Origin of the sequence: Paenibacillus cucumis (ex Kampfer et al. 2016) (genome assembly GCF_019748695.1) — a bacterium.
Lineage (GTDB): Bacteria > Bacillota > Bacilli > Paenibacillales > Paenibacillaceae > Paenibacillus > Paenibacillus polysaccharolyticus.
The window spans coordinates 37516-55662 of sequence record NZ_JACLIC010000025.1 but is presented as its reverse complement, the minus strand read 5'-3'; the positions used below and the strand labels follow the sequence as shown (position 1 = coordinate 55662).

The 18147-nt window shown below is 44.8% G+C and carries 15 protein-coding genes; 2 read left to right on the top strand and 13 right to left on the bottom strand.

The genetic code is table 11. The annotated features are described in order from the left end of the window. Positions 1 to 13: 13 nt before the first annotated feature. Positions 14 to 391, bottom strand: coding sequence for a LysM peptidoglycan-binding domain-containing protein (locus H7T88_RS16500; RefSeq protein ID WP_221789381.1), 378 nt, complete (start codon positions 389 to 391; stop codon positions 14 to 16). Between the two features lie 294 nt (positions 392 to 685). Here H7T88_RS16500 and lexA point away from each other — a divergent pair, with 294 nt between their 5' ends. Continuing rightward, a complete protein-coding gene (lexA, locus tag H7T88_RS16495; RefSeq protein WP_090916776.1) occupies positions 686 to 1312 on the top strand; it encodes a transcriptional repressor LexA in 627 nt (208 codons plus the stop codon). Positions 1313 to 1469: 157 nt separating this feature from the next. Here the strand turns inward: lexA and H7T88_RS16490 are convergent, their stop codons facing one another. After that, positions 1470 to 2774, bottom strand: a complete 1305-nt coding sequence (locus H7T88_RS16490; RefSeq protein ID WP_260510961.1) for an aldehyde dehydrogenase — start codon at positions 2772 to 2774, stop codon at positions 1470 to 1472. A gap of 462 nt (positions 2775 to 3236) precedes the next feature. Here H7T88_RS16490 and H7T88_RS16485 point away from each other — a divergent pair, with 462 nt between their 5' ends. After that, entirely contained in the window at positions 3237 to 3422 is a 186-nt protein-coding gene (locus H7T88_RS16485; protein ID WP_221789379.1) for a hypothetical protein, read from the top strand. A 408-nt stretch (positions 3423 to 3830) separates the two neighbouring features. Here H7T88_RS16485 and glnA read toward each other — a convergent pair whose 3' ends face one another. The 11 genes from glnA to mutL form a co-directional block, all read right to left on the bottom strand. Further along, positions 3831 to 5159: a type I glutamate--ammonia ligase gene (gene glnA / locus H7T88_RS16480; RefSeq protein ID WP_090916813.1), complete on the bottom strand. Its 1329-nt coding sequence runs from the start codon at positions 5157 to 5159 to the stop codon at positions 3831 to 3833. 130 nt (positions 5160 to 5289) lie between these two features. Next, positions 5290 to 5703: a MerR family transcriptional regulator gene (locus H7T88_RS16475; RefSeq protein ID WP_056689944.1), complete on the bottom strand. Its 414-nt coding sequence runs from the start codon at positions 5701 to 5703 to the stop codon at positions 5290 to 5292. 82 nt (positions 5704 to 5785) lie between these two features. Beyond that, on the bottom strand, positions 5786 to 7039 hold the full coding sequence (locus H7T88_RS16470) for a methionine gamma-lyase family protein (protein ID WP_090916816.1): 1254 nt from the start codon (positions 7037 to 7039) through the stop codon (positions 5786 to 5788). Between the two features lie 86 nt (positions 7040 to 7125). Further along, a complete protein-coding gene (hflX, locus tag H7T88_RS16465) occupies positions 7126 to 8412 on the bottom strand; it encodes a GTPase HflX (RefSeq protein WP_154890484.1) in 1287 nt (428 codons plus the stop codon). 112 nt (positions 8413 to 8524) lie between these two features. Next, on the bottom strand, positions 8525 to 9496 hold the full coding sequence (locus H7T88_RS16460; RefSeq protein ID WP_090916819.1) for an AAA family ATPase: 972 nt from the start codon (positions 9494 to 9496) through the stop codon (positions 8525 to 8527). A 113-nt stretch (positions 9497 to 9609) separates the two neighbouring features. After that, positions 9610 to 10173 (bottom strand): ribonuclease FAU-1 family protein, encoded by a 564-nt coding sequence (locus H7T88_RS16455; protein WP_090916821.1) that lies wholly within the window; start codon positions 10171 to 10173, stop codon positions 9610 to 9612. A 301-nt stretch (positions 10174 to 10474) separates the two neighbouring features. Beyond that, positions 10475 to 13147 carry a transglycosylase domain-containing protein gene (locus H7T88_RS16450; RefSeq protein WP_221789378.1) on the bottom strand — a complete coding sequence of 891 codons (2673 nt, stop codon included), beginning with the start codon at positions 13145 to 13147 and terminating at the stop codon, positions 10475 to 10477. Between the two features lie 167 nt (positions 13148 to 13314). After that, positions 13315 to 13557: an RNA chaperone Hfq gene (gene hfq / locus H7T88_RS16445; RefSeq protein ID WP_090916826.1), complete on the bottom strand. Its 243-nt coding sequence runs from the start codon at positions 13555 to 13557 to the stop codon at positions 13315 to 13317. Between the two features lie 544 nt (positions 13558 to 14101). Beyond that, positions 14102 to 15058: a tRNA (adenosine(37)-N6)-dimethylallyltransferase MiaA gene (miaA, locus tag H7T88_RS16440; protein ID WP_154890487.1), complete on the bottom strand. Its 957-nt coding sequence runs from the start codon at positions 15056 to 15058 to the stop codon at positions 14102 to 14104. After that, positions 15039 to 15824: a class I SAM-dependent methyltransferase gene (locus H7T88_RS16435; protein WP_221789377.1), complete on the bottom strand. Its 786-nt coding sequence runs from the start codon at positions 15822 to 15824 to the stop codon at positions 15039 to 15041. Before H7T88_RS16435 ends, miaA begins: the two co-directional genes overlap by 20 nt. Before the next feature lie 17 nt (positions 15825 to 15841). Then, entirely contained in the window at positions 15842 to 18139 is a 2298-nt protein-coding gene (gene mutL, locus H7T88_RS16430) for a DNA mismatch repair endonuclease MutL (protein WP_221789376.1), read from the bottom strand. Positions 18140 to 18147: the final 8 nt, after the last annotated feature.

Here is an 18147-nt window from a genome sequence, read left to right as displayed (position 1 = left end):
ATAGATGCGCACTCTATTTAACAAACTGAGGTAAAATTAGAACTTGTCCTGTCTGGATTGTTGCTGATTCAAGTTGATTCACTTTTTTGATTGCTTCTATATATACACGCGTATCCATCGACGTTGGTTTATGTTCCAAAGAAATACTCCACAATGTTTCTCCCTGTGATACAGCAATCTTACCACCAGGTAGTAGATCATTCTCGTTACCAGCAAAGACAGTTAGCACTGTACTACATCCAATAAATATAATTAATGAAGCAATTGCCAGCTTAATCAATCCCTTAGAGAACTTAAGACGTGTCATGAACGTTCTGAATTGCCCTATATTAGACTTTAAAGCTTCTGAATTTACTGGTTTATAAATGCTCTGATACGTAGAATATCTCATTTGTCCCCGCCTCCAAACGTTTGTTCCTATCTCTTGGAATCAATATAACACGAACATTTGTTTTGTTCAAGACTTTTTTAGAACAATTGTTCGCTCTTTTTTCGACATTAAAACATCTTCTTTCGTATTGGAAATTCTTGCGTAGTGAACAATTAAACTCTCTTTTCAAAAAAACTAATGAGTCTGAATCGAAAAAAGTAGAAATAATATGATTTCTTTAGAACTTATGTTTGTACGAACGGAGGTTCTATGTTATAATTTTCCCAAACGTTACTAAAATGGGGTTGATACGGTATGTCGAAGATATCCAGCAGGCAACAGGCTATCCTGGAGTTTATACGAAATGAAGTCCGTTTGAAGGGGTATCCTCCTTCCGTAAGAGAAATTGGCGAAGCCGTTGGACTGGCTTCCAGTTCCACAGTGCATGGACATTTGGATCGTTTGGAGAAGAAAGGGTTAATCAGACGTGACCCAACCAAACCAAGAGCGATTGAATTGTTAAGCCAGGAAGAGTCTGAGCATTCTCATCAGTTCGCCCACAGCGTTGCACGAATTCCGGTCGTGGGTAAAGTAACAGCTGGTGTGCCGATTACGGCAACAGAAAATATTGAAGACTACTTCCCACTTCCTACACATTATGTAGGAGAACAGAAAGTATTTATGCTTTCCGTTGTTGGGGACAGTATGATTGAAGCCGGTATTGTTAATGGAGACTATGTAATCGTTCGTCAGCAACAAACCGCTGATAATGGTGACATTGTCGTTGCCATGACTGAGGACGATGAAGCAACAGTGAAGACTTTTTATAAGGAAAAGGATCACATTCGCCTTCAACCGGAAAATGCTACATTAGAACCGTTGCGGTTGAAACACGTTAGTATTCTAGGCAAGGTCATTGGTCTTTTCCGCGATATTCATTAATGCATATTGGTTTATTAAATTGCTAATACGTTCTACCCGATAGAATACGAAAGAGGTTGCCCTGATCAACAGGACAACCTCTTTCTTTTACTCTAATAATTGGGGCATATCATTTACTAACCAACTACTCTAATAAGTGCATGCGCTGAACAAGAGATTATTTAGTGCGTTTAAGAATGCTTTTGTGATGCGAGAATACTTCAAAACTCTGTTGTCCATGGTAAGAACCCATACCGCTCTCTCCCACACCCCCAAATGGCAAATAATGCGAGGTCATGTGAGATAGAGTCTCATTAATACAGCCTCCACCAAAAGAAACCTGATTTAATACCTGCTCCTGTACAGCTTCATTTTCAGTAAATAAATACAAAGCGAGTGGTTTAGGCCGCCGAGCGATTTCATCGAGCATTGGATTCAAATCACGATACGTAAATACGGGCAGAATAGGTCCAAAGATCTCTTCCTGCATTACTGGTGAATCCCAATCGATATCGCCAAGAACAGTCGGTTCAATCATAAGCTGATCCCGATTCGAACGCCCTCCCATTAAAGTTTTGCCATTCGTAAGGAAAGCATTCAAACGATCAAAGTTACGTGTGTTAACGATATGAGGAAAATCCTTATTTTGCATCACATCATCCCCAAATTTATCGCGAACCTCGGCTCTGATTTCCTCGATGAGTTGATCATGTACCTGTTCATCTACTACTAAATAGTCCGGTGCAACACAGGTTTGCCCTGCATTCAGAAATTTACCGCGCACAAGACGTTGTGCTGCCAGTTTCAGATCAGCATCCCGATGCACAATGGCTGGACTTTTACCGCCTAACTCTAACGTCACTGGAGTTAAGTGCTCTGCTGCAGCTTTCATGACAATACGACCGACCCCCGTACTGCCTGTAAAGAAAATATAATCGAATTTCTCATTAAGCAGTGCTGTACTCGTTTCAACCTCTCCTTCCATAACAGCAATGTACTCCTCAGGGTATATGTCCTGGATAAGATCGTTAATTAAACGAGACGTCGCTGGTGTAAGCTCAGAAGGTTTGATCACAGCACAGTTCCCTGCAGCAATTGCACCGATTAGCGGCCCAAACGCCAGTTGGAACGGATAATTCCAAGGCGCAATAATCAGAGCAACTCCATAAGGCTCAGGGTAAATCGTACTAGCCGCGTCTGGCATTGCAGAGCTCGTTGGAACGTTACGTGGTGTAGCCCATTCACGCAGATGTTCCAGCGTGTAATCCAATTCACCCAATACAATGCGAATCTCCGAGCCATATCCTTCAGCCTCTGATTTATTGAGATCAGCACGAAGCGCATCCAGAATACGTTGCTGGTACTTCTCGATCCCTTCTTTCAAGTTTTGCAAAGCCTGAATCCGATACTCCACTTGTTTAGTCTGTCCTGTATTAAAAAACGTACGTTGTGTAGTCACAAGTTGTTTCGCTTGGTGTTCCAAAAATATCATCTCCAATTAATTTATAAAAATTATATTGTCCAAAATCAAATTAATTATATCTTTTATATATGAAACTATCAACATAGTTTTGAAACAAGACAGATGTCAAAAGACAAAATAAGTGGAAAGCATGACGCATACTTCTTTATTTTTTCAGCGATTGCTTGTATGTTCTTGACTCTTTTATGAATTTTTCAGACATAGAATTTATCATATTTCTGACTCTCCATGTTCTTATTTGAGTTTAGTTTTCATTTAGAGATTTCACAATAATATAACTATTTACTTTGCACAAATATAAATTTTTGGACTTTCTTATTTTATCTTCATATATGTTTGGATGTGATCTGAGGATAAATATAGTAAACAATGTGACAAATTATATTATTTTACATTTAATAATATGGTAGTTTTAAAGAGTAAAGTTTTACCAATTCATTACAAATATTAGGAGGTATTTGTATGAAAAAGAAAATGTATTCACTTGGAGCTTTAACTGTTATTGTGGCAATCGTCGCTGTTCCAACATCATTTGCTGCCGCTTTCACCTTCTTCTCAAGATTCATTAACTTCACAAAGTATTACGATTCAGGCAACACAGAAATATGTAAGATACTCAAAAGTAGGCCAACCTGGTCAGTGGTATAGTGGCTATACTTATGATGTAATCTATAGTGATGGCGCTTGTGATATTGGCCCTGATTTTTTGGTGACTCCTATTCGACCTGGGCTCACAGTTGTAAGTGCAAACCATGGTAGTTATATCATCCTTTTTAAGTTTCATGTAAGCTATTAACGAACAAAACAAACAAAATGGGGTTATTTTAATGCCCCTGTGTCGAGTTTATTAAAATAGAGTAGCTACTGCTAGAAAGCCCTCAATAGAGTAAATTAAATGCAAGAATAGCGCTCCCATGAGGAGCGCTATTCTTGCATTTTTCCTGCATCTTATTGGATGCGGGCATTTTGTGGGCACTCACCTTTTAGTTCATCCAGAAATTATTTATCCCCAAAAAGAAAAACCCCTCACGCCAGGTGGCGCAAGGGATTCGGGGATTAGTACAACGTGATATATTGATCGCGTTCCCATTGGTGGACTTGTGTTCTGTACATATCCCACTCAATTTCTTTCAGCTCGTAGAAGTGAGCCAGGGCGTGGTCGCCGAGAGCATCACAGATGACTTCGCTGCGGATCAATTCGTTCAATGCTTCTTTCAGGTCAGCTGGCAAGCTAGGAATGCCTTCTTCCACACGCTCTTCTTCTGACATGATGTAGATGTTACGGTCGATCGGAGCTGGTAAGGAAAGCTCACGTTTGATTCCGTCCAGACCTGCTTTCAATAAAACAGCCAAAGCGAGGTAAGGGTTAGCAGCTGGGTCCGGGTTACGAACCTCAACACGAGTACTCAGACCACGTGAAGCTGGAATACGGATCATTGGGCTACGGTTACTTGCAGACCATGCTACGTAACATGGTGCTTCGTAACCTGGCACAAGACGTTTGTATGAGTTCACAGTCGGGTTCGTGATTGCTGCAAACGCACGTGCATGCTTCAGCGTTCCAGCCATGAAGTGACGTGCAGTTTTGCTCAGGCCCAGTTCGTCCGACTCGTCAACAAATGCGTTCTCATTGCCACGGAACAAGGATTGGTTACAGTGCATACCGGAACCGTTCATACCGAACAATGGTTTTGGCATAAACGTAGCATGTAATCCATGCTGACGTGCAATCGTTTTAACAACGAGTTTGAAGGTTTGGATCTGGTCTGCCGCTTTCAATGCATCCGCATATTTGAAGTCGATCTCATGCTGACCAGGAGCTACCTCGTGGTGAGAAGCTTCGATTTCAAAGCCCATTTCTTCAAGTGTAATAACGATATCACGACGACAGTTTTCACCAAGATCTGTTGGTGCAAGGTCGAAATATCCACCTTGGTCATTCAGTTCGTTTGTTGGATTTCCTTTTTCATCCGTTTTGAACAAGAAGAATTCTGGTTCAGGACCAACGTTAAAGGAAGTGAATCCCATTTCTTCGGCTTCCTTCAGGTTTCGCTTCAAGATGCCACGTGGATCACCTGGGAATGGGTTGCCGTCTGGCAGATATACGTCACAGATCAAACGCGCGACGCGATTATCGGATACCCATGGGAAAATAAGCCAAGAGTCAAGATCCGGATAGAGGTACATGTCGGATTCTTCGATACGAACATAACCTTCAATGGAAGAACCATCAAACATCATTTTGTTATCCAAAGCCTTCGTTAACTGGCTTACAGGAATCTCAACGTTTTTAATCGCTCCCAGCAAGTCGGTGAATTGCAATCGAACGAATCGTACGTTTTCTTCTTTGGAGATGCGGAGAATGTCTTCTTTTGTATAACTCATGATTCCTCTCCCTTTCTTATCTGCGTATTTGGCTTGCATGTTATATTTGTACATTAGAATGTTCCACGGGTCAAGGAGTCTGACATCAGAAGTTTGAAATTTACCTTACCCGCCTCGTTAGGTGAACCGATTATTTTTTATTAAAAAAACGAGAAAGTTCACCTTGGATGAGAGATACTTGGCCTGGTCTTTTGCCTGACACCAGCTGTTGCTTCAGCAAGCGGTGCAGTTGCGTATCGGACAGCTCTCTACGTTTAACTTCCGTATCTGGCGTAATCACCGTTGCCTCTTCAGACTCTTTTGAGACAGGATTCATCACTTGCTTGATGCCAGCAATGTTAACTCCTTTTTCAATCAGAGCTTTAATCTCTAGCAATCTCTCAACATCGTTAAAGGAAAACAAACGCTGATTCCCTGAAGTTCTTGCAGGAACAATGAGACTATGCTGCTCATAATAACGAATCTGTCTCGCGGACAGGTCGGTAAGTTTCATTACGATACCGATCGGGAATAAGGCCATATTTCTGCGAATCTCGTCGCCCATGTTCATCAACCTTCCAGTCATCTATTCTTGACCCTATTGTACATTTAGTTGTTACAAAGTGTCAATGACATGTTAGATAAACTCACAATAATTTACGATCTTTCATCGCTTGTAATGCCATCAAAACGCCATATTTAACATGAGAGTAAGTCAACCCACCTTGCATATAACCGATAAAAGGCTCTCGAATCGGTGCGTCGGCGGATAACTCCAAGCTTCCTCCTTGGATAAACGTACCTGCCGCCATAATGACAGGATGCTCATATCCAGGCATATCCCAAGGCTCAGGCACAACATGGCTATCAACAGCTGCTGCCTGCTGAATGCCTTGCACAAAAGCAATTAGATGCTCCGCAGAGCTGAATTGCACCGCCTGAATCAGGTCGGTACGCGGCTCATCCCACGCAGGCTTCGTTACAAATCCGGATGCAGCAAACATCGCCGCAGCAAAAATACTTCCTTTAATCGCTTGACCAACAATGGTCGGAGCCATGTAAAGTCCTTGGTAGATGCCTCGTGTTGTCCCCAGCATAGCACCCACCTCACCCCCAATACCAGGTGCAGTCAAGCGATACGCTGCCAGTTGTACATACTTCTCTTTACCACATATGTATCCTCCGGTTTCTGCTAACCCACCACCAGGATTTTTAATCAACGAACCTGCCATCAAGTCCACACCTACTTCCGTAGGTTCGCGTTCTTCAGTAAATTCGCCGTAACAATTATCCACAAACACGATAACGTCTGGTTTCAACGATTTAACACGTGCCACCATATCTGCAATCTCCTCAATTGTAAACGAAGAACGCCAGTCGTAACCGCGTGAGCGCTGAATGCCTATAACCTTCGTTGCTGGCGTAATAGACTTTTCCACCGCTCCCCAATCCACTTGCCCTGCGTTTGTGAGTTCAGTTTCAGCATAGCCAACCCCAAAATCACGGAGAGACCCTGTTCCATCCCCAGGCTTGCCGATCACTTTATGTAATGTGTCATAGGGCTTACCTGTGATGTACAACAGATTGTCTCCTGGCCGCAATACGCCGAACAGGGCCGTACTTATCGTGTGTGTTCCTGAGGCAAAATGAGGACGCACCAGTGCAGTTTCTGCACCAAACACATCCGCATACACCTCATCAAGCACCTCACGTCCACGGTCGTTATAGGCATACCCCGTTGAGCCCGCAAAATGATAATCACTTACTTTTCTGCGCTGAAAGGCATCGATAACTTTCCATTGATTGTGATCTACAATACGATCAACCTGATGAAGTTGTCCCTCGATCTGACGTTCCACCTGATGTTGAAGTTCTAGAATAGTTGAATCAAACCTTGCCATCTTGCTTCATTCCCCTTTTATAGCACGAAACTGACGCATTCGAATCAATTCTCGTGTCAACTTATCACATTAATATGTCATGAATATTACAGTTCAATGAAATCTTCGAGTAAATATGCAAACTTCTCATATTCACCTTTTTGCAGCTCGACTTGATAGATAACATCGTTCTCATCATATTCCGTTCCTACAACGTCTCCGATTTTATAGAGTACAGATGTCAGATCCCCACGTTCCGCCGGAATACGGAATCGCTTCGTATCGCCTGTCAGTTCCGCTTGAATCAGTTCACGAACCTTGATCAAATCTGATTCATCAAGTGCACTTATTTTAATATGCTTTTTATCCAAAGGAAGCATCTGTAGTTGTTCCGGCGTGCAGGCATCTTTTTTGTTATACAGAACAAGCTGAGGCTTGTCCCCTGCACCAAGTTGCTGCAAAATGGTATGAACTGTGCTCATCTGATCGTCACGCATTTCGGATGAAGCGTCTACAACATGTAAAATCAGATCAGCCTCATTCACTTCTTCCAATGTCGCGCGGAAAGCCGCAACCAAATCGTGAGGTAAATTTTGAATAAAACCAACGGTATCCGTCAGTACAATTTCTTTACCACTCGGTAGCTCCATTGTACGTGATGTTGGATCGAGCGTAGCAAAAAGTTGATCCTGAATATATACATCCGCTGCGGTTAACTGCTTCAACAATGTTGATTTACCTGCATTTGTGTAACCTACTAAAGCAACTTGAATAATCCCAGTTTTTTTACGACGCTCTCTGTGCAGTTTACGATGACGTGTGACTTCCTCGAGGTGACGCTTTAGATCATCGATCCGTCCCCGGATGTGACGACGGTCTGTCTCCAGCTTGCTCTCACCTGGGCCTCTTGTCCCGATGCCGCCCCCAAGTCGTGACAAGTTTTTACCATGCCCCGATAAACGCGGCAACAAGTAGCTATGTTGCGCCAGTTCTACCTGAATGATCCCTTCCCGTGTACTGGCACGTTGCGCAAAGATATCCAAAATAAGCTGTGTACGGTCAATAATTTTCAGATCCAAAGCCTCTTCCAGATTTCGAACCTGAGCGCCAGACAACTCCTGATCAAAAATAGCTGTCGTTGCTCCCAGCTCGTCTGCAACCAAACGCAGTTCTTCCACTTTACCTTTACCAATGAACCATTTCGTGTCCCTTGTTTCCCGGTTCTGGGTTAATACACTGAGAACTTCAACGCCTGCGGTTTCAGCCAGCTTCACAAGTTCCTGTAATGAATACTCATGATTAATGCCTGAACGCTTCACTTCATCGGTAACCAGACTGACCAATATTGCGCGGTCTTTTTTGGTTGTATCTGTATCGTGCGTGCCCATTGTCATATATATACCAACTCCCCTGCTCCGTATAAATACATTAAACCACGAAATGCCCGTGGCATGGTTAAAGCCGAACCGGTTAGCCCGGCCGGCTCTGTTAAAAGGTTATTATCGCTTACTTTCGTTCAAACTTCAAATCTTCTGTACGAATAGTCATGAGCTCCAGCTTACCCGGACTTCCATCCGAGTACTGCTCCAGCAAACGAACAGCCTGATGCCGGATTGATCTCTCGATTGCATTCCTTACATACCTGGCGTTACTGAACGCGTGCAACGAATCATTCTTCTCCTGAAGAAGATGTTGCTTTAACTTGAGTATGGTCTGAGGCATCAAAATATAATCACGCTCTTTGGCCATAATCTCAGAGATTTGGATCAACTGGTCAATCGTATAGTCTGGAAATTCAACCTGAATCGGAAAGCGAGAAGGTAAACCTGGATTCGTTTGTAGAAAAAAATCAATTTCTTCCGAGTATCCCGCCAAGATCAGAATAAACTGGTTTTTATGGTCCTCCATTGATTTTACAAGTGTATCGATCGCTTCCTTGCCAAAATCTTTCTCCCCGCCGCGAGCCAGACTGTACGCCTCATCGATAAACAAAATGCCTCCAAGGGCTTTCTTAACCAAATCTCTGGTCTTCTGAGCCGTATGACCAATATATTCCCCCACAAGGTCAGCACGTTCCACTTCAATAAGATGTCCTTTGTTCAGCACGCCCATCTTCTGAAACATTTTGGCTACGATTCTGGCTACCGTGGTTTTGCCCGTTCCGGGGTTGCCTTTAAAGATCATATGATACACGTGTGCACCACTTAGCAGACCTGCCTCGGAGCGCATCTGCGCAATCTGAAGAAATGCATAAATTTCGAACACCAAATCTTTGATATTTTCGAGTCCCACCAGTTGCTCAAGTTCACCCTGAATCTCCTGAAAATGCGCATGTTTTGTTAAACTTTTAGCCGCTTGTACCGAGAGTGCTTCATCTTTAGCGAGTATTTGAGGTTCCTGGTTACGTAGTACCACATTAATTTGCCTGGATGGTCTGCCTCCCGGTTGCCCTCCTGCAGCCATGACCCGTCCGTTCATTCGCCATCACCTCTATTTTATCGGGCTGATCTCTCCTGATTATTAATGTATTCTATCAGGTGTCCAGATATTAGAAGGATGTACAAGAAAAGTTCTGGTCAGAAAAATTCGTTTTAGACCTGGATGTTTTTGCGAAACTCCCCATTCTCAAATAACGTTTGTCTGTGCTTCAGTGATAACTGAAAGTATGGGAACACATGAGCATCAATGGCATGGAGCAGCTCCTTCGCCGTTTTGTTCGCGAGATCATAATCTCCGGTTGTAATATGTTTCCGTGACAAGGCATCCTCAAGCTCATCCTCATCCAGCAAAAAGATCTCTCCGTCCTTCAGCACAACAACGTCCAAGTAGAGGTCATCAAACCAAGGAACACCCTGATCGGTAATTCCCTGGCTACGGCAAGTATCGATGTACCACTCTACAATTTGCTGCTGATCATCAAACATGGCTGTAACAACAAAGTGTTCTCCCTTCGGATAGTACTGTAGCCAGGAGTATCCCTTGTCAGCAATACAGAAGGTTGTACCTCCATACGTCTTCCACAAGGGTTCTTTTAAATCCTGTATGGTGTACAGCGTAATGTAACCTGTGAAAATTTTGGACTGAACGAACCGGCATGTAAATTGTCGGTTCGTAATCCGGCGCCAGTTTGCGCGATCCCCGAATTTCCGTTTCATACGAACCCCTCTTTGCCGACTGCAGATCTATGATCTGCATTTTGGATTGGTGAACATTTATACGTCTACTAGAGAACAAGTGCTATGAATCTGCTCTATACAACGTATTACGAATAGCTACAGCTTACCATATTTAAAGGATACACTCAAAACTAAGCTTGTTATGTTGCTATTCATGGTTCACATGATCTTGGATATCGAATTGTAACCTTCCTTTTGTTCATACAAAACAAAAACTGCTTCACCGGCGAACCGGGAAGCAGTTTTGTGAACACATTTAGACTATTGTTAAATAGGAATCTTATCCTCCTGAACCTGATTGAGGGGTAGAAGGAACTTCTGTTCCTCCATCGTCTCCACTGGTTCCACTGTCTGGTGGTGTAACGACTTGACCCGGTGTACTCACTCCACCATCACTTGAGCCGTCACTTCCAGGATCAGTCGTTCCTTGTCCTGGCGGAGTACCACCACCTTCCGGTTGACCATTGCCAGGACCCGATCCACCATTGTTACCATTGTTGCCATTACCATTTCCGTTGTTTCCGTTATTCCCATTACCATTGTTGCCATTCTCGCTTCCATTACCATTGTTACCATTCGGGTTACCATTATCGCCCGCACCATTGTCCGGATTATCCGTACCTGGCACTTCAGGATCTGTACCTGTTTCAGGATCTGTACCTGGATCAGGTTGTTGCGGATTAATCTCCTGAGCTTCGATCATAAGCGAAATGGTATTGGATGGGCTAGTTTCCTGTGCGGAAGCCGTATCATAAGCCGTTACATAATACTCATAGGTTAGCCCAGGTAATGCACTTAAATCCTGCGCACTTGTTGAGCCAACAGCATCAATCAGATGAGTAAACTGAGCTTCCGATGTCTCCTTCCGGTAGACACGATACTGCGTATTCGCATCACCAGTTCCAGTCCAGCTAAGTGAAACGGTCTGAGTAGATGGATCATAGGATCCATTCAAACCGCTCACTGATAATGTCGGTTGCTGTGGTTGCTCCACGGGAGGAGGTGCCTGACCGCCAGCTGGCGTTTTGAACTCTTTCACAGGGACACCTTTTAATGCATCTCCCATGACTTTGGCGAAGAACGCTGCAGACAGCTTACTGCTGTTCTTAAGCATATGTTTTGCATCCGGATTGTCATAACCCATCCAGACAGCACCAGTCCACTCAGGAGTGTACCCGACAAACCATACGTCACGGTTCGAACTGTTGCCAGCAATACCACTTTGCACAGTTCCCGTTTTACCGGCTACTGGCCGATCCAGACGAGCGGAGCGTCCGGTACCGTCATTTACTACGTTTTGCAACATCTGCGTAAGTTGATATGCGTTCTGTTCACTCATCACACGTTTGGTTTCTGATTTATCATGTTTGTAAATGGTTTTCTCGCTACTATCCACAATACTTTTTATGGAGTAGGCTTGCTGATACTCACCAAGGTTAGCAAAGGAGCTGTAAGCTTGAGCCATCTCCAGTGTATTCGTACCTTTGCTAAGACCACCCAGAGCGATTGCCAGGTTTTTGTCTTGGTCCGTCAGCTGAATGCCTACACTTTTCGCAAAATTAACTCCCGTATTTACCCCGATCTTATCCAGTAACCATACAGCAGGTATATTTTCCGATTTTGTTATGGCATCGGTCATGCTGATCGTAGAAGAGTAGCCATGCAGGTTGCCCGGACAATAATTGCCGAAACACTGCTTCTCATTGCTCAGCGGCGAGTTCGCACTGTATTTTCCTGTCTCCAGAGCAGGAGCGTAAGATACAATTGGTTTAAACGCTGACCCTGGCTGTCTCCGACTTTGCGTTACACGACTATATCCTTTGGTCTGATAATCACGTCCGCCTAACAAGGCAACAAGACTGCCATTTTCATGATTCATAATCACCATCGAACCTTGAACCTGTTGATCATCCTTGCTTGCCTCAAACAAACTGTCATCCGAGAAAGCATTCTCCACTGCTGTTTGAGCCTGCGCATCCATCGTTGTATAGATTTTGAAACCGCCAATATTGAGATCGTCTTCCGTCATGCCCGTTACACGCTCTGCTTCACGGAGCACATAGTCAATAAAGGCTTGATACTTTCTGTCTTTCTCAGGCGGCGTATATTTATAAACCACGGCCTTCGCTTCGTTCATCTCCGCCTCGGTGATGTAACCTTGCTCATACATTAATTGCAATACTACGCCCCGACGCGTTTTCGAATCATTTGGATTACTCAGCGGATTGTATGCAGATGGCCCTTTAGGCATAGCAGCCAGTGTAGCGATCTGCCACAGCTTAAGGTCGTTCAGGTTACTCTTTCCAAAATAAAACTCCGATGCAGCCTTGATTCCATAACGCTGATGGCCAAAGAAAATCCGGTTCAGGTACATCGTCAAAATCTCATCTTTGGAAAATTTACGTTCGAGCGCCATCGCGATCGATACTTCGGTTGCTTTTCGGAAAAACGTCTTATCACGCGACAGGAACATATTTTTGGCCAATTGCTGGGTCAGCGTACTACCGCCCTCTACCATGGAACGTGCCATGATATCTTTGACGGCTGCACGACCAATGGACCAGATATCTACACCTTGGTGCTCATAGAATCGTTTATCCTCTGTAGCAACAAAGGCTTCTTTGACCAATTTCGGAATATCATCGGATTCCACAGGCTCCAGCTTTTTGATGGACAGCTCGCCCATAATATTATTGTTGCGATCATAAACCTTTGACGTTTCATTGATTGTTGTTTTATCCATGTTGGCTGTAAGCAGGCGTTCACCACTAATCAAAATAAACAAATATCCGCCTAGCGCACAGAATATGGCGACTGCCATGGTGAAAAACAAAGTCCATCCAACGCGTTTCCCCGTAATTTTTTTCTTTTTAGAGGTCTTAGGTTTCGCTTTTTGGTTTGACTTGTTATTGGTGTTGCGATTATTAGACCTCGATAACGGATCGTTTGGCATGTTACCTCCTGACTCCCTTTCAGTTGCATGTTTTCTATTTCTCTGGCGAGCACAAGCTTATATTAAACCTATTTTGCCCGGAATGAAAAGAACAACCCTTATTAGGTTGCTCTGTTTCAATACCTATACTTGTAGACGAAATGGTTTGTGAAAAGGTTTCGGATTTTTTAAGCTTCGCCGCCGTTGTCTTGCTGCATCAGCGATACGCTGCGTTGCGGCGTGAACGTGGAGATGGCATGCTTGTAGACCATTTGCTGGCGTCCGTCGCTGTCAATGACGATCGTAAAATTGTCAAATGCCTTGATCGTCCCGCGGATTTGGAAGCCATTGGTCAGATAGACCGTAGCCGGAATGTTTTCTTTCCGCAGTTGGTTCAAGAACGTATCTTGGATGTTGATGGACTTGTTCATTAGCCGTACCCCCATTGGTTCATTTGAATTCGTAGTGTAAGTATTATTCAATATCGCTGAGTAGCTTTCGTGCTATTATATCATGAACAGTTTCATATAATCCACAAAAACCCCTTGTCCCTTTTTCACATCTCCCAGAGGAGAGGCTATAAAATTAGTAGACTTATCCATTATACACTGCCTTACAGATTTGCAAAAGAGGAACAAATTTCACGTAATAACCGTATAACAAGGCTTCACTAAACAAGTTTTAATGCGTTATACCGTGTTAAGTAATATCACACTACTAGTAAATGGTTCCACACAGGAACGACCATTTGCTCTATGAGAACGTTACGTAGCAGACTGAATAGCAGATCAGTTCCCCCTACCTTCGATCTCAAAACCTCAGATTTCCGAAGAATGATCACTTTAATCTTATCCTGAAATCAACGATTTGAATCATATTGATAGAACCCTTTTTCATATATGGGTAGCATACCTAATCAAAAATAAAAAAACCTCCAGCTTTTCATCGAAAAGTAGAGGTCTTGCCTGACTAAGTTTATTTCCATGTATGTGTAATCAAATCATTTATTTGCTTAAACTGGCCTTCAAAATTCCCGGTGTCCGTCATGTCCACCCAGTGAATATCTTTCATATGACGGAACCAGGACAACTGACGTTTCGCAAAGCGGCGTGTATCCCTTTTAAGCCACTCTACCGCAGCATCCCAGCTAACTTCACCTTGCAAATATGCAGCAATCTCCTTGTATCCCAAGCCCTGCATAGAAATATGACCTCGCGCGACTCCGCGTTCCAGCAACGCTTTTACCTCATCGACCAGCCCTTGCTCGATCATCAGATCGATTCGCTCTTCGACTCGTGCATATAACTTCTGGCGATCCATCGTCAAACCGATGATGAGTAGATCGTACGGAGACTCTTTTTTCTGAACAGCCAGCTGCTCTGACCATTTCTCTCCTGTAAGATGGAAAATTTCGAGCGCACGCACAATTCGCCGTTGGTCATTCGCATGAAGACGATCCGCACTGGCTGGATCAACTTCCCTGAGCCGATCATGAAGTGCCTGTGCCCCATGCTGCTGAGCATAACTGAACTGCTCTTCCCTGAAAGCTTCATCTGAGCCACTGTCCGAAAATTGAAAGCCATAACAAACCGATTCCACGTACAAACCCGTGCCACCCACGATAAAGGGCAGTTTACCCCGTGCATGAATTTCAGGAATCAAACGTGTGCAGCTTTCCTGAAACTCCGCTACGGAATACGGATACTCCGGCTCATGAATGTCAATCAGATGATGGGGAATGCCCTTCATTTCTTCCGTCGTTATTTTCGCCGTTCCGATATCCATCTCACGATAAACCTGCATGGAATCTCCCGATATGATTTCACAGTTAAAAGCCTGTGCCAGCTCAATGCTCAATCTTGTTTTGCCTACAGCTGTCGGTCCAACCAGCACCAGTAGCTTTGGTTTTTTTTCAACTTCTGGTTTCAACATTAATCACTCCGTACAAGGTTTTTGCATTCGCCCGATCCAGCACCTGGAATCCAAGCCTTTCAAACTCTGCGCTGCCGCGTTTTTCTTTCATGACCACTCGCTTGCGTGCGACTCTCTTCGCCTCTTTAATACTCTCTTCGGCTAATGCACGGGCATTGGCATAGTCCCGTAAAGGCTTGATTGCACTCGAATCCATCATCGGTTCACGAAACATCGGATCAAAATAAACCGTATCACAGCTATGGTCAGGCAATGAACGAAGCAGTTCCAGATGATCCTGATTTCGCAGTTCAATGCGCCGGAACGCCTCGTCTATGGATGGTTCGTTGCTCTCATAATGGGACATGCCATCAAGTAAAAGTGTATAGAGTGGCGCGGAGCTTTCACAGGCAATCACATGCCCTCGAACACCTGTCGCCACCGCAAAAACGAGTGAATCCGAGCCAAGCCCTGCGGTACAATCCACAACCGTATCTCCTTCGCGAACAGCACCTGCTTCCAGCATCGGATCAGATTCTCCCCGTAACACACGTTTGGCACGTACAAATCCCATACTCGGGTGAAATTCAAGCTCGGATGCATCTTTCCGGAACAATCGCGCTCTCCCTTTCAGCACCACCAGAATCTCCTGAACCTTATACTGCTCAAGCAATTTGGGCAGAGATGTTCTGTTGCGTGCTACATAGGTGCCTCCAGTCTTAGCGGCCAATGCGCGCGCACGTTCTACCAGAGAAGCCGCCTCCTTGTCACCCGTCGTTATATACATAATATCCCCCTATAAAACTACATCACTCGTTTAAATAATTTTTCCAGATCATATGTTGAAAACGAAATCACAATCGGTCGCCCATGCGGACACGTATATGGCTGCCGGCATGAACCCAGACGCTGAATCAACACTTCAGCTTCCCGGTCGGTAAGCTTTTGATTCGCTTTGATGGAAGCTTTGCAGGAGCACATAATCGATGCGGCTTCACGCATTTTAGCCACATCAATACTTCGTTCACTGAGCACCCATTCCGACATTTCCTCGATAATGTCTTTTTCGTCCCCTTTAGGGAACCAGTAAGGATGAGAACGCACACGGAAGGTTTGGCCGCCGAAATGCTCCAGATATACCCCCGCTTGTTCAAACCAGGCGAGTCTTGCTTTTAGCTTTTCTGTCTCGGAAGGTGTGAATTCAAGGGTAATCGGCAGTAGCAGCTCCTGTGAGGCCTGAGCCGGATTGCCAAACTGTTCGTAATAGTACTCGTAATTTACCCGTTCATGCGCCGCATGCTGGTCGATCAAATATAACCCTTCATCGTTTTGTGCGATCAAGTACGTTCCGTGATGCTGACCAATCAGACTAAGTTCAGGGAACGCAGGCATAGAAGGATCTGCGTGCATTGCAGCCGACAGTTTGACCGGATCAGGTATCGATGCTTTTTTCCAGCTACGCTCTCCTTTTTGACCTGCCGATGTGTATGGCGTACGGCTTTCCCTTACTGGAGCGCCGTAAGATGGCGCACGATACGCTTCGGTTTGGATCCCGGTAGCCGCTGGGGTTTCAGATGTGCTCGTAGCAGCTACTTTGTCGGCACGCACATCTGCACTTTCACCCACATTGTTCCGAGAATGTTGGCCTGGATTCTCACGTTGATATTCAGTTATATGGGCATCTGAAGGTACAGGAGAGTCTACACCTTGAAACTCCCCCTTACTCTCCTGCTCAGAATCATTCCTTTGATCAAACTGGGCTCCGTTCAAGAGATCGAGCGAACCGTACGCTGGAGTAGATTCCGGTGGTGCTTCGGGCAAAGGAGCCGATTGCGAGAAATCGGAAGAACTTTGCTGTAATGCTGGTTCTGAGCCATTTCCTGCGCCGACTCCTGTTACTGTAGCTATTCCTGCTCCTGATTCAATTTCCGCTGGCGCATCCAGGTCGGAATGATCATCTTCTAAAACCGGTTTACCAAGCGGTCCTTGTTGGCCATATCCTTCACTTACTTCCTGCTCTTTCACGGGTCCACGAGGGAACAAAAATTGTTCTTGGATAAATGAACTGTCATCTCCACGTCTAATTTGCTGTTTCCTTACTTGCGGAATCAATACCTCTTGTCTTAAAATCCCACGCAACGTGGTTTCCACAAACTCGTATAGTTCCGCCTCTTTGCTAAAGCGAACCTCCAGCTTCGCCGGGTGAACGTTCACGTCCACGAGTGAAGGATGCATTTCCAACTGCAGTACCACGAGCGGAAAACGATTAATAGGGAGCAACGTGTGATAGGCTTTCAGAATCGCCTGATTTAATCCATAGTTGCGAATATATCGTCCGTTCACAATCGTTGACATCCCCGCACGATTCGCACGTGTCCATTCCGGCAGACTGATCAGACCGCTGATCTTGTAATCCAGATTTTCGCCCTCAATAGGCAGCATCGCTTTAGCCGCACTCGTACCATAGATCGCCGCAACCACTTGTAACAGATCACCATTACCCAGCGTTTGCAGTAACGTATTCTCATTGTGCCGAAGAGTGAACGAAATATACGGATGCGACATCGCCATCCGATATAACACATCCGAGATGTGTCCCAGCTCGGTCTGAATGGTTTTCATATACTTTAGTCTTGCAGGCGTATTGTAAAATAACTCCTTAACCACAAACTCCGTTCCTTGTGGTGATGCAGCATCCTCGTGAGTGCAGAGCTTGCCGCCTTCAATCACGATTCGTCGTCCCCGCCCGTCGTCTCCACTAGCGGTCAGCACTTCCACCTTGGAGACGGCTGCAATACTTGGCAGCGCCTCTCCGCGGAACCCGAGACTTGTGATCTGAAACAGGTCACGTCCGTGGGTTATTTTACTGGTCGCATGGCGGTAGAAAGCTGTCTCCAGATCATCCGGCTCTATGCCTGAGCCGTTATCCTTTACCCGGATGCGAAGCAGACCGCCTTCCTCCACTGCCACTTCAATCTTGGTGGCCCCTGCATCCACTGCATTCTCCAGCAGTTCCTTTACGACAGATGCAGGCCGTTCAACCACCTCACCCGCCGCAATCTGGTTGGCAATATGTTCATCAAGCACATGAATTTTAGCCACAGATTCTC

Coding starts and splice junctions, on each gene's coding strand:
- H7T88_RS16500 (WP_221789381.1), bottom strand. CDS start 391: ATGAGATATTCTACGTATCAGAGCATTTATAAACCAGTAAATTCAGAA.
- lexA (WP_090916776.1), top strand. CDS start 686: ATGTCGAAGATATCCAGCAGGCAACAGGCTATCCTGGAGTTTATACGA.
- H7T88_RS16485 (WP_221789379.1), top strand. CDS start 3,237: ATGAAAAAGAAAATGTATTCACTTGGAGCTTTAACTGTTATTGTGGCA.
- glnA (WP_090916813.1), bottom strand. CDS start 5,159: ATGAGTTATACAAAAGAAGACATTCTCCGCATCTCCAAAGAAGAAAAC.
- H7T88_RS16475 (WP_056689944.1), bottom strand. CDS start 5,703: ATGGGCGACGAGATTCGCAGAAATATGGCCTTATTCCCGATCGGTATC.
- H7T88_RS16470 (WP_090916816.1), bottom strand. CDS start 7,039: ATGGCAAGGTTTGATTCAACTATTCTAGAACTTCAACATCAGGTGGAA.
- hflX (WP_154890484.1), bottom strand. CDS start 8,412: ATGACAATGGGCACGCACGATACAGATACAACCAAAAAAGACCGCGCA.
- H7T88_RS16460 (WP_090916819.1), bottom strand. CDS start 9,496: ATGAACGGACGGGTCATGGCTGCAGGAGGGCAACCGGGAGGCAGACCA.
- H7T88_RS16455 (WP_090916821.1), bottom strand. CDS start 10,173: ATGAAACGGAAATTCGGGGATCGCGCAAACTGGCGCCGGATTACGAAC.
- H7T88_RS16450 (WP_221789378.1), bottom strand. CDS start 13,147: ATGCCAAACGATCCGTTATCGAGGTCTAATAATCGCAACACCAATAAC.
- hfq (WP_090916826.1), bottom strand. CDS start 13,557: ATGAACAAGTCCATCAACATCCAAGATACGTTCTTGAACCAACTGCGG.
- miaA (WP_154890487.1), bottom strand. CDS start 15,058: ATGTTGAAACCAGAAGTTGAAAAAAAACCAAAGCTACTGGTGCTGGTT.
- H7T88_RS16435 (WP_221789377.1), bottom strand. CDS start 15,824: ATGTATATAACGACGGGTGACAAGGAGGCGGCTTCTCTGGTAGAACGT.